At 62.3% G+C, this 15,795-nt stretch carries 16 protein-coding genes; 10 read left to right on the top strand and 6 right to left on the bottom strand.

The window, feature by feature from the left end:
* Positions 1-20: 20 nt before the first annotated feature.
* From ACZ2HM_RS21775 to ACZ2HM_RS21755, 5 genes are read right to left on the bottom strand one after another with little or no spacing between them, the layout of a single operon-like run.
* Positions 21-848, bottom strand: a complete 828-nt coding sequence (locus ACZ2HM_RS21775; protein ID WP_037475996.1) for an SDR family NAD(P)-dependent oxidoreductase — start codon at positions 846-848, stop codon at positions 21-23.
* Between the two features lie 17 nt (positions 849-865).
* Positions 866-1,720, bottom strand: a complete 855-nt coding sequence (locus ACZ2HM_RS21770) for a MaoC/PaaZ C-terminal domain-containing protein (RefSeq protein WP_037475998.1) — start codon at positions 1,718-1,720, stop codon at positions 866-868.
* A gap of 21 nt (positions 1,721-1,741) precedes the next feature.
* The gene (locus tag ACZ2HM_RS21765) at positions 1,742-2,899 is read right to left on the bottom strand and encodes an acyl-CoA dehydrogenase family protein (RefSeq protein ID WP_037476000.1); all 1,158 of its coding nucleotides are present in this window, start codon (positions 2,897-2,899) and stop codon (positions 1,742-1,744) included.
* Complete coding sequence (locus tag ACZ2HM_RS21760; RefSeq protein ID WP_463266108.1) at positions 2,896-5,064, bottom strand: 3-hydroxyacyl-CoA dehydrogenase NAD-binding domain-containing protein; 2,169 nt, start codon at positions 5,062-5,064, stop codon at positions 2,896-2,898. Before ACZ2HM_RS21760 ends, ACZ2HM_RS21765 begins: the two co-directional genes overlap by 4 nt.
* Positions 5,065-5,098: 34 nt before the next feature.
* The gene (locus tag ACZ2HM_RS21755; RefSeq protein WP_169571208.1) at positions 5,099-6,301 is read right to left on the bottom strand and encodes an acetyl-CoA C-acetyltransferase; all 1,203 of its coding nucleotides are present in this window, start codon (positions 6,299-6,301) and stop codon (positions 5,099-5,101) included.
* A gap of 152 nt (positions 6,302-6,453) precedes the next feature.
* Here ACZ2HM_RS21755 and ACZ2HM_RS21750 point away from each other — a divergent pair, with 152 nt between their 5' ends.
* Together ACZ2HM_RS21750 and ACZ2HM_RS21745 are read left to right on the top strand one after the other, a co-directional pair.
* Positions 6,454-8,124, top strand: a complete 1,671-nt coding sequence (locus tag ACZ2HM_RS21750; protein ID WP_470426996.1) for a class I adenylate-forming enzyme family protein — start codon at positions 6,454-6,456, stop codon at positions 8,122-8,124.
* A gap of 26 nt (positions 8,125-8,150) precedes the next feature.
* Entirely contained in the window at positions 8,151-8,933 is a 783-nt protein-coding gene (locus ACZ2HM_RS21745) for an SDR family NAD(P)-dependent oxidoreductase (RefSeq protein WP_463266110.1), read from the top strand.
* A gap of 7 nt (positions 8,934-8,940) precedes the next feature.
* Here the strand turns inward: ACZ2HM_RS21745 and ACZ2HM_RS21740 are convergent, their stop codons facing one another.
* On the bottom strand, positions 8,941-9,645 hold the full coding sequence (locus ACZ2HM_RS21740; RefSeq protein WP_193378856.1) for a GntR family transcriptional regulator: 705 nt from the start codon (positions 9,643-9,645) through the stop codon (positions 8,941-8,943).
* A 129-nt stretch (positions 9,646-9,774) separates the two neighbouring features.
* Here ACZ2HM_RS21740 and ACZ2HM_RS21735 point away from each other — a divergent pair, with 129 nt between their 5' ends.
* The 8 genes from ACZ2HM_RS21735 to ACZ2HM_RS21700 all read left to right on the top strand — a co-directional run bounded on the left by ACZ2HM_RS21735 (position 9,775) and on the right by ACZ2HM_RS21700 (position 15,793).
* A complete protein-coding gene (locus ACZ2HM_RS21735; RefSeq protein WP_463266111.1) occupies positions 9,775-10,626 on the top strand; it encodes a fumarylacetoacetate hydrolase family protein in 852 nt (283 codons plus the stop codon).
* Positions 10,627-10,679: 53 nt separating this feature from the next.
* On the top strand, positions 10,680-11,645 hold the full coding sequence (locus ACZ2HM_RS21730) for a VOC family protein (RefSeq protein ID WP_043150248.1): 966 nt from the start codon (positions 10,680-10,682) through the stop codon (positions 11,643-11,645).
* Positions 11,642-12,382 carry an alpha/beta fold hydrolase gene (locus ACZ2HM_RS21725; RefSeq protein WP_470426995.1) on the top strand — a complete coding sequence of 247 codons (741 nt, stop codon included), beginning with the start codon at positions 11,642-11,644 and terminating at the stop codon, positions 12,380-12,382. Before ACZ2HM_RS21730 ends, ACZ2HM_RS21725 begins: the two co-directional genes overlap by 4 nt.
* Positions 12,379-13,155, top strand: coding sequence for an SDR family oxidoreductase (locus ACZ2HM_RS21720; protein ID WP_043150251.1), 777 nt, complete (start codon positions 12,379-12,381; stop codon positions 13,153-13,155). Before ACZ2HM_RS21725 ends, ACZ2HM_RS21720 begins: the two co-directional genes overlap by 4 nt.
* A 1-nt stretch (position 13,156) precedes the next feature.
* A complete protein-coding gene (locus ACZ2HM_RS21715; RefSeq protein WP_037476443.1) occupies positions 13,157-13,711 on the top strand; it encodes an NADPH-dependent FMN reductase in 555 nt (184 codons plus the stop codon).
* Positions 13,712-13,775: 64 nt separating this feature from the next.
* The gene (locus ACZ2HM_RS21710) at positions 13,776-14,939 is read left to right on the top strand and encodes an acyl-CoA dehydrogenase family protein (RefSeq protein WP_463266112.1); all 1,164 of its coding nucleotides are present in this window, start codon (positions 13,776-13,778) and stop codon (positions 14,937-14,939) included.
* Positions 14,940-14,948: 9 nt separating this feature from the next.
* A complete protein-coding gene (locus ACZ2HM_RS21705) occupies positions 14,949-15,407 on the top strand; it encodes a hypothetical protein (protein ID WP_470426994.1) in 459 nt (152 codons plus the stop codon).
* Positions 15,404-15,793: a MaoC family dehydratase gene (locus ACZ2HM_RS21700; protein WP_470426993.1), complete on the top strand. Its 390-nt coding sequence runs from the start codon at positions 15,404-15,406 to the stop codon at positions 15,791-15,793. The genes ACZ2HM_RS21705 and ACZ2HM_RS21700 overlap by 4 nt, the downstream gene beginning before the upstream one ends.
* Positions 15,794-15,795: the final 2 nt, after the last annotated feature.

Here is a 15,795-nt window from a genome sequence, read left to right as displayed (position 1 = left end):
GCCGCGCCCCGCCGCCTCGCCTATAGCTGCCAGCCGCCGCCCGCGACGATGACCTGGCCGGTGATGTAGTCCGCTTCGGGCAAGCACAAAAGATAGACCGCGCCGGCGGCTTCCTCCGGCGTGCCCGCGCGGCCCAGCGGTATGCCCTTTTCCATCGCTTCCAAGATTTCGTCGCTGACACCGGCCTTGATGTCCTTGCCCTTCACATTGATGGTCGAACTGCCCGCCTCCCCCGCGGTCATCCGCGTCATGATCGCGCCGAAGGCGACAGCGTTGACGGTGACATTATAGCGGCCCCATTCCTTCATCACGGTCTTGGTCAGGCCCACGATCCCGGCCTTGCCAGCGGCATAGCCCGCCTGCCCAGGATTGCCCCCCAGCCCCGCGACCGAGGAGATGTTGACGACGGTGCGGCGTGTGGCGCGGCCATGTGCGGCGATCTCCGCCTTGGCCGCCGCCGCGATGACCGGTTGGGCGGCGCGCAGGATGCGGAACGGGGCGCTTAGATGCACGTCCAGCATCGCCATCCATTGTTCGTCGCTGGTCTTTTGTAGCACCGAATCCCAAGCATAGCCGGCATTGTTGACGATGATGTCGATCGTGCCGAAGGCGTCGGCCGCTGCGGCGATGAATTGCTCGCCGAAATCCAGCGCAGTTACGTCGCCCACGCATACCACTGCGCGGACACCCAGCGCCTCAATCTCTGCGGCCGTTGCATGGGCGACGTCATCGTCCAGGTCGTTGACGACGATATGCGCGCCATTGCGCGCCAGCTTGAGCGCGATCGCCTTGCCAATGCCGCGACCCGACCCGGATACCAAGGCCACCTTACCATCCAATATCTTCACGTTACTTCCCGTTCCCTTCAAAATCCGGCGACGCAAGCCCGTCCACCATCCATGACCACTATGCCCCGATCGGGGACGCTGGCGCGAAACAGCACATCAACGCCATCGCGCCAGATTTCCGTTCGCACCGTTTCACCCGGCCAGACCGGAGCGGTGAAACGCGAACTAATCGCCGTAAGAAGAGCGGGGTTGCCACCACAGCATGAATGAACCAGCGCCCGGCTGACCAGCCCCATCGTCGCCAGCCCATGCAGAATCGGTCGATCGAACCCGGCCGACGCGGCGGTTCCGGCATCCACATGCAGCGGGTTGCGATCCCCGGTCAGGCGATAGAGCAGCGCCTGGTTGATCGCGGTCGGCAGGTCGAGCAAGGCATGGGCCGGCTCGTCGGGCATGGCGACGGCTGCCGCACCGGGCAGATCGCGCGGCCCGCCAAAGCCACCCGTGCCGCGCAACACCCAGGTCTCTTCCATCTCCGCGATCACCAGGTCGGTCGGCGTCATCAGGGTCCGCTTGGCACGCACCAGCGCAGGCTTGCCCGGTCCCTTATCGGCGATATCGCCAATCTCGATCCGACCGTGCACCAGTTGGCCCAGCTCCAGCGGGCGGAACAGACGCAAACTCTGTTCGCCATGCAGGATGTTGGCCCAGTCCCAGCCCAGTTCCGCCGCCATCGGCCAGAAACCGGGCGTACCTAGCACCAGCGCCATGGTCGGCAGCACCGCCAAGTCACGCTCGAACACCAGATTCTGTTCATCGATCGGCCCGAGACCCGCGCCCACGCCCAGTGCGTAGAGGATGGCGCTGCGCGGATCGCACATATCCTCCGCCGCGGGAATGGCGAAGTCCCGCAAGCGATCCAGGTTCAACATCGGCACTCTCCCGGCAGCAACTTAGGACAGCTTGCGTTCGTCCAGCCCCAGCCCCCGCCCGATGATTTCGCGCATAATTTCGCTGGTGCCTGCAAAGATACGGCTGATCCGCGCGTCGGTATACATGCGGCTGATGCGATATTCTTCCATATAGCCTGCGCCGCCATGCAACTGGACACATTCGTCCATGACCCGGCCCTCAAGTTCGCTGCTCAGCAGCTTGGCCGCCGATGCATCCTCCGCCGTCAATTCGCCCGCGTTCAGCAGCAGGACGCATTGGTCCACATAGGTCTGGAGCGCGTCCAATTCGGCGCGCATCGACGCCATCTTGAAGCGTGTATTCTGGAAAGCGCCGATCGGTTTGCCGAACGCCTTGCGCTCCTTCACATAATCCAGTGTGATGTCGAAGGCGGTCTGCGCCGTCGCCATGAAGCCGATCGCGGCTACCAGCCGCTCCTGCGCCAGGAAACGGGCGAGATATTTGAAGCCCTGGGTCGGATCGCCCAGCACATTGGCCTTGGGCACCTTCACATCGTTAAAGAAGAGTTCGGCGGTGTCCTGCGCCTTCAGGCCCATCTTGGCGAGTTTGCGGCCGCGTTCGAACCCGTCCATGCCACGTTCAACCACGAACAGGCCAAGGCCATGGCGGCTGTTGGGATCGGTCCGCGCGGCAACCACGATCAGGTCGCCCAATATGCCGTTGGAGATATAGGTTTTCGCGCCGTTCAAAAGCCAATGGTCGCCCTGATCGGTGGCGCTGGTTCGCATCCCGGCCAGGTCGCTGCCCGTCGAAGGTTCCGTCATCGCGACGGCCAGGATCTTTTCGCCGTTAACGATGCCGGGCATCCAGCGATCCTTCTGTTCATCATTGCCCAGTTTGGCGAAGTAGGGCGCGACGAGATCATTATGCAGGTTGATGTAGAAACCCACATCGCCATGGCGCATATTTTCTTCGATGATGATCTGTTCGAAGCGGAAATCGTCGATCCCCGCGCCGCCATATTTTTCGTCCGCCCAGGTGCAGAGCAGACCCTGCGCCCCGGCTTTGAGATACAGCTCGCGGTCGACAATGCCCTGTTCGCGAAACCGCTCGGCATGGGCGCCGACTTCGGTGCTCATGAATTTGACGACGCTGTCGCGAAACTGTTCATGTTCCGGTTCGAAGATGAGGCGTCTCATGCCGGGACCGGCTCCTTGACCGTGGTTTCGCTGGCGGGGGTGTAGAAATCTTCACCCCGCGCCGCCTTGTCGCGCAGCCAGGCGGACGGCAGGAAGCGCGGCCCGTAAAGCTGCGCCAGACGGTCAGATTCCTGTACGAATGTTTTGATGCCGATGGTGTCGATATAGCTGATCGTGCCGCCGGTCCACGCTGGGAATCCCCAGCCATAGATCGCGCCAAGATCGGCATCCTGCGGCGTTTCCAGGACATTTTCTTCCAGGCACCGGGCGGTTTCCATAGCCTGCGCATAGAGATAGCGCTGCTTGAGTTCCTCGATGTCCCAGTCCGCTTTGGTGGGGAAATGATCGGCCAGCCCCTTCCACAGATGCTTCTTGCCGCCTTCGGGATAGTCGTAGAAGGCCCCGCCTGCCTTGCGGCTGGAGCGGCCGATCTCGTCCTTCATGCGGCGCATGACGGCAACGCCGGCGGGCGGCGTATAGGCGTCGCCTTCCTCGGCGATCGCCTGATCGACGATCTTGAGCGGCAGGTCGAGCGTCAGTTCGTCCAGCAGCGCCAACGGGCCAACGGGCATCCCTACCGCCTTGGCCGCATTCTCGATCACCGCAGGCGGCACGCCTTCAGCCAGCATCGCCGCGCCTTCGTGGATCAGCATCTGGAACACGCGGCTGGTGTAGAAGCCGCGGCTGTCGTTGACGACGATCGGCGTCTTGCGCAGTTGGGCGATATAATCGAGGCCCTTGGCCAGCGTCGCCTTGCTGGTCTGCTTGCCCATGATGACTTCGACCAGGCCCATGCGCTCGACCGGCGAGAAGAAGTGCAGGCCGATAAACTGCTCAGGGCGCTGTGATGCCTGCGCCAGTTGAGATATCGGCAGGGTCGAGGTGTTGGAGGCGAACACTGCATGGTCGGGCAACACCGCTTCGGCTTTGCGCGTCGTTTCCGCCTTGATCCCGGTGTCCTCGAACACCGCCTCTACCACGAGGTCGCAGCCGTCGAGCAGGGCGAAATCGTCGGTAGGGGTTATGCGGGCGAGGACGGCGTCGGCCTTGTCCTGTGTCGTCTTGCCCTTTTCGATCAGCTTGCCCAGCACCCTGGCCGCATAATCCTTGCCCTTTTGTGCGGTCGCGGTGTCGCGGTCGATCAGGATCACCTCGATCCCCGCATTAGCGGAGACATAGGCAATGCCCGCGCCCATCATGCCCGCGCCCAGCACGCCGACCTTCTTCGCCGCGAATTTCTCAAAGCCTTCGGGACGGCGCGCGCCCTTTTCAGCGGCCTGCTTGGAAATGAAGGTGGTGCGAATGATGTTGCGCGCGACCGGATCGGTCAGCAGCTTGGCGAAATATTTGCCCTCGACGGTCAGCGCCTTGTCGAAGGGCAGTTGCAGACCCTGGAACACGCAATTGAGGATCGCCAGCGGAGCTGGCTGATTATAGCCCACTTTGGCGATGCCACCCGTCGCCATCATATAAGCCGTCGAGTCTTCAGGGACGGTCAGCCCTTTCTTCTGCGGTGGGGTCCAGCCCTTGACGTCCCATGGCTTGACCGGGTCGGGCGCGGTCGCAAGCCAGGCTTTGGCCGCGTCGATCAGCGTGTCGGCGGAAACCACCTCGTCCACGATCTTCAGCTTAAGGGCTTCGGCGGGGCCGACCGAACGGCCCGACAGCAGCAGGTCGAGCGCGGTTTTCATCCCCGCGATCAGGCCCAGCCGCACCGTGCCGCCCGATCCAGGAAGCAGGCCGACATTGACTTCGGGCAGGCCAACCTGCACCTTTGCGTCGTCCACCAATATGCGCCGATGGCAGGCAAGCGTGAGTTCGAACCCACCGCCCAGCGCCAGCCCGTTGATCGCCGCGACCCAGGGCTTGCCCGACTGTTCGATCGCCCGGTGCATGTCGGTCGCGCGCCTGGAGAAAGCGTAGGCTTGGCTTGCCGTCAGCGTGCCGAAGCCGTTGACCAGTTGCTTAAGGTCGGCACCCGCCATGAAGCTGGCCTTGGCCGATGTCAGGATGACGCCCGTGATGCTGTCATCTTCCGCGATCTGCTTCGTCACCGCTTCCATATCGGCTAAAAAAGCGTCGTTGACGACGTTCATCGATCCTTCCGCGTCGAGGGTCAGGATCGCGAAGCCGTCATCGGCCTTTTGCAGTTGCATGGTCTTCATGGAATGTCCCGCTCTATAGTTCGCAAGGGCGCGTTCAGACGCGCTCGATGATGGCGGCCGTGCCCAGGCCGTTGGCGGCGCACAGCGTGATGAGGCCAGTTGCTGCGTCGCGCCGTTCCAGTTCGTCCAGAACGGTGCCCAGTATCATCGCGCCGGTCGCGCCGAGCGGATGGCCCATAGCGATCGCACCGCCATTCACGTTGATCTGGTCATCGGGGATGTCGAGGTCACGCTGGAAGCGCATCACGACGCTGGCGAAGGCTTCGTTCAGTTCCCACAAGTCAATGTCCTTTTCGGTCATCCCGCCTGCCTTCAACGCCTTGCGCGACACGGCGGTGGGCGCGGTCAGCATGATCGTGGGTTCAGAGCCGATATTGGCATAGGAGCGGATACGCCCGCGCGGCTTCAATCCCGCTTTCTCTCCGAACGCCTTCGATCCCACCAGCACCAATCCAGAACCATCGACGATGCCGGAGCTGTTGCCGCCGTGGTGGACATAGTTGATTTCTTCCAGCTCGGGATATTTCGCCTTGCCCACTGCCTCGAACCCTGCCTTGCCATAGCCTTCGAACGCCGGCTTGAGCTTGGCGAGGCTTTCGACCGTGGTGCCGGGGCGCATATGTTCGTCGCGGTCGAGGATGACTTCACCCAGCACATCTGTCACCGGGACGATCGAGCGCTTGAAATAGCCCTGGTCCCAGGCATGGGCGGCCTTGCGCTGGCTTTCGACGGCGAAGCCGTCGACATCCTCGCGGGTATATCCGTCGAGCGTAGCGATAATGTCCGCGCCGATGCCTTGGGGGGCGTAATAATTGCTGAAAGCCACGGCGGGGTCTGACGTCCAGGCGCCGGAGTCATAGCCCATCACCGTGCGACTCATCGACTCAACGCCGCCGCCGATACCCGCGTCGATCATCCCGGCATGAACCTGCGCAGCGATCAAGCTGACCGCGTCAAGGCCGGTGGCGCAGAAGCGATGAATCTGCTGCCCCGCGACGGTCTGGGCATAGCCTGCCTGCAACACGGCCGCACGCGCCAATACCCCGCCTTGTTCGCCGACAGGCTGTGCCATGCCAATGATCACATCGTCGAGCAGCGCGGTATCGAGATTGTTGCGCGACTGAAGCGCCTTGAGCAACTGCGTCGCCATTTCGACCGAGCTTATCTCATGCAGCGCGCCATCCGGGCGGCCCTTGCCGCGCGGCGTGCGAACATGATCGTAGATATAGGCTTCCATCGTAAATTCCCGATCCGTGATCCGATATTTTGCTGTGTCCGCTCTTGGCGTGGGCGGCCCTGTCCGCACCTATCCAACGAAAGGCGCATGGACGGACGCACGCTGCAATCTGAAGGCCAATCGGGATCTACGGGTATTAGGAGCGGTCTTTCGTGGGCATCAAGGGCGAGAACAGCGCCGCAATTCGCATCTCTGCGACAACCCTGGGCGACCTGCTGATGAAGGGGTGGGACAAGGGCGGCGGCAAGGAGGCGCTGGTATTTCCGGGCGAACGCAAAAGCTATGATGATGTGGTGGCTGGCGTAATTAACCGCGCGCGCGGACTGAAGGCGCTGGGCATCGGGCGCGGCGACCATGTCGGCATCTTGCTGCCGTCCAGCATAGAATTTGTCGAGGCGCTGTTCGCCAACGCGATGTGTGGCGCGGTGTCGGTGCTGATGAACGCGCGCTACAAGGCGCCGGAAATGGCCTATGTCGCGCAAAATGCCGATCTGCGCGCGATCGTGACCAATGATTTGGTAACCGAGCATGTCGATTTCGGCGCGCGGCTGGTGGAGGCCTTTCCCGACCTACCGACAGCGGCCGATCCCGCTGCCCTGACCCTTGCAGGCACGCCGCTGCTGACGCAGATCATCATGCTGGGCGGGCGTTCCGCGCCCGGCTTCATCGACCAGGCCCGGTTCGATGCGGCGGTACAAAGCGTCAGCGAAAGCGACATCCACGACACGCGCCTGACCGTGCGGGTGCGCGATACCGCGATGATCCTCTACACTTCCGGCACATCGGCCAATCCCAAGGGGTGCCTGCTCAGCCATGAGGCAGTGACGCGCGAGGCGAACAATCTGGCGCGCTATCGCTGGGGCTTCCAGCCTGACGAGCGGGCCTGGTCGCCGCTGCCACTGTTCCATATCGCGGCGATGCTGTGCATGTTGGGAGCGATGGATGTAGGCGGCACCTTTATCGGCCAGCCGCATTTCGACGCCGGGGAAAGCCTGCGCCAGATCGAGGCGGAGCAGGTGACGATGATGTTCCTGCCCTTCGTCACTTTCCATCAGGCGATGATTGCTCACCCCGATTGGGACAAGACGGATATGTCATCCGTCCGTCTGCAAAATAGCTGCTTTGCGTTCATGCCGGACCGGGTTGGGCAGGCCTATCGCGACAAGGCCCCAGATATGCTGCAAGTGGGCACCATGGGCATGACCGAGGCGACCGGCATCGTCACCACTGGCGGCCCAGCTATGGACCCGGAAATGGGTTTCAGAAAACTGGGCTACCCGCTCGCCGGGATCGAGATGAAGATCGTCGACCCCGATACCGGCGCGGAACGGGGCGTGGACGAGCGGGGCGAGATTTTGATCCGGGGCTATAATCTGTTCGACGGCTACTATCGCGACGCGGAAAAGACCGCCGAAGCGATCGACGTGGACGGATGGTATCATAGCGCCGACATCGGATCGATCGATGCGGACGGCCATATGATGTTCCATGGCCGGTTCAAGGATATGCTGAAAGTCGGTGGCGAGAATGTCGCAGCGGCCGAGGTCGAGGCGGTGCTGGCCAGCCACCCAACCGTGCGGCTGGCGCAGGTCATCGGCTTGCCCGACGATCGGCTGGCCGAGATTCCGGCGGCCTATATCGAGCGCGATGGCGACGTCGCGGTGGAGCCGGACGAACTGATCGCCTACACCAAATCGCGCCTGGCGTCGTTCAAGGTGCCGCGCCACATAAGATTTATCGACGAATGGCCGATGTCGGCGTCGAAGATCCAGAAGTTCAAACTGCGCGCGGCGCTGATGGCCGAACTAGGCCTGAGCGACTGACAAGGCAGAAAAAAAGGAGAGGTTGAATGCGGGTCATCATCACAGGCGCGGCGAGCGGCATCGGGCGGGCCTGCGCGCAAATGCTGGCCGCAGGCAGCGTAATCGCGGGCGAGCATCAGTTGCTGTTGGCCGATCGGGATGCCGCCAATCTTGAGAGCGTAGCCGATGCGATCGGACCGGCGGCGGCGACCTGCGTGGTCGACCTAGCCGAGCTGGATTGCGGCGACCGGATCGTCGCGGCGGCAATGGCGCATATGGACGGGATCGACGCGGTCATCAGCAATGCCGGAATCATCATGGGCGGGGCGCTGATTGATCTGCCCGCCAGCGACTTCGACCGTATATTCGCGATTAACACACGGTCCGCCTGGCTGCTGGCCAAGGCGGCGCATCCACATCTCAAGGCCAGCGGCGGGGCGTTCGTGGCCACCGCATCCATGTCCGCCACCGCGCCGACGCCTGCGCTAGGTTTCTACTCGTGCAGCAAGGCCGCGTTGCTGATGATGATCCGGCAGCTCAGCATCGAATGGGGACCGGACGGCATTCGGTGCAACACTGTGTCCCCTGGCCCGACCTATACGCCGATGACGGCAGCAGGCTATGACGACCCGGCGAGGCGCGACCAGCGCGAGGCGACCATACCGCTGCGCAAGCTGGGCGTGGCGGAGGATGTTGCCAACGCAATCCTATTCCTGATCGGGCCCCATGCGGGGCACATCAGCGGCATCGACATATTGGTCGATGGCGGGATGAGCAACATGCTGATGCCCGCCAGTGGTGGCGGCACCGGGCAGAAGCGGCAGAATTAGGATGGGGTCAGGCCGCCCGCACCTGTGTTTTCTGGCCCGGCAGGCGCATCGCGCCGTCCTGTGCATCAACCAGCAGGCGGGCGGTCGCCACCAAGTGATCGCCCAGCAGCGCGACCGCCCGATCGGCGTCGCGGCGCAACGTCGCGGTGACGATATCGCTATGTTCATGGACCAAGTCGCGCTCGCCGGTCGCCAGCGGGACAGTCAGGTAGCGATAGCGTTCCGATTGCGCGTAGAGCCAGTCGCGCATCCGCAGCAGCCAGGGGCTGTCGCAGGCGGCAACCAAAGCATGGTGGAATGCGCCATGGGCGTCGGCATAATCCTCGTTCAGGCGGGCAGGATCGGTGGGATCGCGGGTCGGCGTCTTGCTGAGGCGATGGGCGGCGCTGACGATCGCGGATTCCCAGTCCAGCCCGCCGCGCGCGATGGCGCGTCGCAGGCATTGCCCCTCTATATCGCTGCGCACTGTCACCAGATCCATCAGGTCGCCGATCGAAATCGGCGTCGCGCGAAAGCCCCGCGCATCGTCTTGCGTCACGAAACCTTCGGACGTCAGGCGCGACAGGGCTTCGCGCACAGCGCCCAGGCTGAAGCCGCGATTGTCGGACACGTCTTTGATATTGATCCGATCGCCCGGCACCAGCCGGCACGTCAGGAGATCGTCCCGCAACTGGCGATAGGCCCGCTCGGTCAGGCTCAGCTTCTTCATCATCGCCAAAGCCATAGCAGTTTTGAAGCCAGAGGCAAATACGAATAGTATATTTCAGTTATCGGAATATATTTCATGTTGACCCGGAGGGCGGCGCCCCTCACGGTGGCAGGGTATCAGGAGGATAGAATCATGCGTTTGGCTAAAGTTTCGAAAAATGGGCAGACCGGTTTGGCAGTCGATACCGGCGCGGGCGTCAAGGCGCTGTTCGGCGATGCCGGGCTCTATGATCTCGACGCGCTGATCGCGCAGGGCGGCGACGCGCTGACGCAGGCGGGCGACGCGGTCGTGGCGGGCGGCGAGGATGTCGCGATTGACGATCTGACGTTCCTGCCGCCGCTGATCAAGGCGCCCAAGATCCTGTGCCTGGGCCTGAACTATAAGGACCATGCGGCGGAGGGCGGTTTCCAGGTGCCGGAATTCCCGACCGTGTTTGGCCGGTTCAACTCTAGCCTAATCGGCCATGGCGCGCCCATCATCAAGCCGCCCTGCTCCGACCAGCTCGACTATGAGGCGGAAATGGTCGCAGTCGTGGGCAAGGGCGGCAAGGACATCGCCAAGGATGACGCGTTGTCGCACATCGCCGCCTATTCAGTGTTCAACGACGGGTCGATCCGCGATTATCAGCTAAAGACCCCACAATGGACCGTCGGCAAGAATTTCGACGATACCGGCGCATTCGGACCATGGCTGGTGACGGCGGACGAACTGCCCGCAGGCGGCGCGGGCCTGAAGATCGAGACGCGCCTGAACGGCCAGACCGTACAGAGTGCCAACACGTCCGACATGGTGTTCGATGTGGTCGATACCGTCGCCCTACTGTCGACCTGCTTCACGCTGGAGGCGGGCGACGTGCTGGTGATGGGGACGCCGTCGGGCATCGGCCTGGCGCGCAATCCCCCGCTGTTCATGAAGGATGGCGATGTGTGCGAAGTGGAGATCGAGAAAATCGGCCTGCTGGTCAACCCGATTAAGGCGGCCTGAGCAGCGAAAGGGCGGCGGCACGATCCGCCGCCCGACATGCCAAGGAGGACAGGATGAACGACAAGAGCATCGCCGGGCGGCGCGCCAATGTACTGGGCGTCCATTCGATTGACCATTTCGCGCTGGCCGTCCCGGATCTGGAGGACGCGCGCCGCTTCTACAGCCTCTTTGGTCTGGACGTGCGCGAGAGCGACGGCGGGCTGCATCTTTTCACACAGGGCAATCTTCATCGCTGGGGCGTCATCACGCAGGGCGCGGGCGCCAAGCAACTGCGCTATCTGAGCTTTGGCGTCTATGCCGACGAGATGGATGCGTTTGCCGCGCATCTCGATGCCTGTGGCGTCACCTATATCGACGCGCCTACGAGTGCGGACACGCAGGGCATCTGGTTCAGCGGCTTTGATGGCCTGCCGATCAATATCCGCCCGGCGGACAAGGCGACGCCGGCGGAAAAAAGCCATTTCTCCTTTGCTAGCGCCCCGCCCGGTCAGTCCGGCGCGATCCTCAACAGCCAGGCACCCAAGGTCCATCCGCGTCGCCTGTCGCACTTCGCGATCTTCACGACCGATGTGAACGCGGCCATCACTTATTATGAAAAGACGCTGGGCCTGCGCCTGTCTGACAAGAGCGAGCCGGGCGTCGCCTTTCTGCACGGCGTGCATGGCAGCGACCATCATCTGCTCGCACTCGTCCTGTCGGACCGACGCGGGATGCATCATAATAGCTGGGACGTAGGCTCCGTTATGGAAGTGGGCCTTGGCGGATCGACTATGGCGCGGGCGGGCTATGGTCCCAACTGGGGCGTGGGCCAGCATGTGCTGGGGGCCAATTATTTCTATTATGTCCGCGACCCATGGGGCAGTTTCAGCGAATATTCGGCCGACATCGACTTCATTCCCCATGACGTCGAATGGCCATCAGCCAATCATGCGCCCGAAGACAGCATGTTCCTGTGGGGGCCAGACCCCTTCCCCGAATTCATCCAGAACACAGAACCTACGGAGGCTGACCTGCCATGACCACATTTGTTTTACTCCACGGCGGCGGCATGGGCGGCTGGACCTGGAAATATGTCCGCGAGCTGCTCGAAGCGCGGGGGCACAGGGTTTATACGCCGACCTTCACCGGCTTTGGCGAGCGCGCGCACCTGACCGGCCGGCATGTCGGCAACACGGTCCATGTGCAGGATATCGTCAACGTCCTGCATTATGAGGATCTGCATGATGTCGTGCTGGTCGCGCACAGCTATGCCGGGACGGTGGCGCCGGGCGCGATCGCGCAAGCGGGCGACCGCATCGCCAGCGTCATTTATCTGGACGCCATCGTGCCCCATTCAGGCGAGCGCATAGCGTCGCTGATGGGCTATGTACCCGAAGACCAACTCGCTGGCCTGGACGCGATGCTGGAGGCAGGCGAAGGGCCGATAGGCTCTGGCGTAGATGTGATGCAGCGGGACGCGGCCAAGACGCACCCGCATCTGATGGACGCTGACCGGCAGCAATGGCTGCTCGATAATCTGACCGACCAGCCGATGCGGGCGACATCCTGTGTCATTCCTATAGGGGCTGAAACGATCACCAAGCCTGTCGATTATATTGCGGCGGCCATCACCGTCATGACCGCGATGCATCATCGCGCGCGGGCGCTGGGCTGGACCATCCACGACCATCCGGGCGATCATGCGCTGCTGGTGGGCGATCCCGAAGGGACGGTCGACCTGATCCTGAAGATCGCAGCCTCTAAGGGCGCGTCATGAATATCGACGCGCTTTTTTCCGTGCAGGGCCGCGTTGCGCTCGTCACGGGCGGGTCGAGCGGCATCGGCCGCCATATTGCCACCGGCTACGCCGCGGCCGGGGCGAAGGTCTATATCTGCGCCCGAACCGAGGCCAAGGTGTTGGCGGCAGCGCAGGCGATCAGCGAGGTAACCGGTGGCACCTGCATCGGCCTGACCGCCGACCTGTCGACCCTTGCTGGGATCGACGCTCTGGTGGCGCAGGTGGCTGCGCGCGAAGACGCGATGCACATGCTAGTCAATAATGCCGGGACGATGGCCGATGCGCCGATTGACGATTATAGCGAGGACGACTGGGACCAGGTGATCGACCTGAACCTGAAGGCGCCCTTCTTCATCCTCCAGAAATTCCTGCCATTGTTGCGCGCGGGCGGCACGGCGGAGCGGCCAGCTTCGCTCATCAATATCGGCTCGGTGGGCGCGCTGAAGGTCGGGCCGAAAGAAAATTACGCCTATCAAGCGTCAAAGGGCGCAATCCACTGGCTGGCCAAGGGGCTGGCCAAGCGACTGGGCCGCGACAACATCATCGCCAATGTGATCGCACCGGGATTTTTCGAATCCGAGATGACGGTGATCGCGTCGGACGAGATGCGCAAAATGGTGGAGGGCATGGTGCCGCGCGGGCGCGTGGGGACGCCGGAAGATTTGGCCGGAACGGCCATCTATCTGGCGTCGCGCGCGGGTGCCTATGTCACCGGTTCGGTCATTCCGGTCGAAGGAGGATTGTCGATCTAATATGGGTCAACTTCATTTTGTGGCTATTGGCGGCACCTTGCGCGCCTTCTCTTCAACAGAGCGCGCGCTTCGCAAAGCACTAGCCCTTGCCGAGACACGAGGTGCGCGAACGACATTGTTATCTGGCGATGCCATCAACTTTCCGCTTTATTCGCCGGAAAATGCAGTTCGATCTGAGCTTGCCAGCGCCTATGTCGAAACGCTGCGGTCCGCTGACGCAGTCATCTTAGGATCACCCGGTTATCACGGTGCGATTTCCGGCTTTGTGAAAAATGCGCTGGATTATGTTGAAGATCTGAATCGGGATGATCGTTGTTATTTTGACGGCCTGCCGGTCGGCTGCATTGCCACGGCGGCGGGGTGGCAAGCCGCGGTCGCCACACTTCAACAGTTGCGTGTCATAACTCATGCCTTGCGCGGCTGGCCGACACCATTGGGTATTGCCATCAATACCATCGGTGAGACTGGAGACCCAGTCGAACAAAATCCCATTCCCGCCCATTTGGGCATGATGGTGGATCAACTGTTTCAATTTTACAATCGCTCGACCCTATAAGAGGATAGGTTCTCAAAGACCCTGACAAGTGCCTAATAGTTGGGCAAAGAGAACAGGAAAGATAATGGATTTTTCGCTTACCGAGGAACAGCAGGCCTTTCGCGATATCGTGCGCCGCTGGGTCGATGCTGAGGCGCCCAAGGACTGGATGCGCGCGCTGGAGGCCGACGAGGAAAATTACCCCTACGCGCTATGGGACAAGATCGCCGAGCAGGGCTTCTTCGGCATCGGCATACCAGAGGAATATGACGGCCTGGGCGGCGACGTCATGATGCAGATGATCTTCGCGCGCGAATTTGCACGGACCGCGGGCGGGCTGCTGTGGGTCTGGGGCCTGACATCCTTTGGCGGGGCCAAGACGATCAGCGCGGTCGGCACCGAAGAACAGAAGAACCGCTGGTTGCGGCCGATGGCGCAAGGCAAGCTGCGCGTGTCGCTCTCCATGACCGAACCCGATGGCGGGACCGACGTGCTGGGCGCGATGAAGACCCACGCGGAAAAGGTCGATGGCGGCTGGAAGCTGAACGGCGCGAAGATGTGGACGACCGGCGCGAAGGCGGCCGACCGCCTGCTCGTCCTGGCCCGCACCGACAAGAATGTGGAAAAGAAGCATCACGGCCTGACCATGTTCTTCGTCGATGCCAAGACGCCGGGCATCACCGCGTCGCTGCTGCCCAAGCTGGGGATGCGCGCGATGGGGTCGTGCGAGGTCCATTATGAGGATGTGTTCGTCCCCGATGCGGACGTTCTGGGGGAACCGGGGCAGGCCTGGTACGCGATGCTGCCGACGCTGAACAATGAGCGGATCATGGTCGGCGCGCAATGCCTGGGCGCGATCGACGGGGTGCTGGAAGATGCGCTGGCCTATATGCTCCAGCGCAAGGCCTTTGGCGGCATCATCGGGCGGTTCCAGGTGTTGCAGCATTATGTCGCGGATATCGCGACCTGGCAGAAGACTACCGAATTGCTGCTCAACAATGTCGCGTGGATGCAGTCCAACGGCATGAATTGCGGCGTCGAGGCCAACATGCTCAAGATGGTCGCGACCGAAAATGCGGTGAAGGCCGCCGACCTTGGCATCCAGATATTGGGCGGCATGGGCTATTCGGCGGAAACCGACATGCAGCGTTACTGGCGCGATCACCGGATTTTGCGGATGACGCCGATCAGCAACGAGATGGTCCGCAACTCGATCGCCGAAAGCCTCGGCCTGCCGCGCTCTTATTAGGGACCAGCCATGAGCGATCTCGACACCCTGCCCCCCGCTCCCGACGCTGCCGGCATCTCGCTGGACGGCACGACGGTCTTCACGATCAGCGCGGAAGAGAATGCCGCGCTGTGCCGATCCACCGGGATCGAACCGGCCAGCGACGGCACTGCCCACCCGATCTATTATTATGTCGCCACGCAGGTTGCGATGGGCAAGACCGTCGCGGGCGTGTGCGAAGCCTGCCAGTTCGATGTCGATGACGGTCCGATGATGGGCAGCAGCGGCGTCAAGTTCGACGCGCCGCTGATGGTCGGGACAAGCTACAAGGTGACGGGCGAAATATTGAGCCTGATCCGCAAGCGCAGCCGCAAGCTGGGCGTGATGGACGTGCTGACCTATCGCCTGCGCCTGCATCTGTTGGACGGGATGCAAGTTCTGGAAACCGATAATGTCTGGGTGCTGCCGCGCAAGGAGTTTGCCACATGAGCTATGCCGTCGGCGACACGTTGCCGCTCTTCACGATCGAGAGCGTCAGCGCCGAAGCGATGGAGCAATGGGCGATTTTCTTGGCCGATCCTAACCCCATCCATCTGGATGTCGAGGTGGTGAAGGCCAAGGGGCTGGGCGACCGAGTCATCAACCAGGGCCCGGCGAACGTCGCCTATATGATGAACATGCTGATGCGCGCTTTCCCCGGCGGGCGGATCAAGGCGATGGATTCGCGCTTTCTGGACAATGTCTATGGCGGCGACCGCGCGACCGTGACCGGCACGGTCGCGACCATCGAGGGAAACAGCATCACCTGCGCATTCACGCTGGATGTCGAGGGACGGGGCACCGTCAATTCCGGCACGGCGACGATAGAAATCTAAAC

It is taken from the genome of Sphingobium sp. KKT206 (assembly GCF_055640555.1).
The sequence above is the reverse complement of the archived record's forward strand: the minus strand, read 5'-3'. Positions and strand labels throughout refer to the sequence as shown.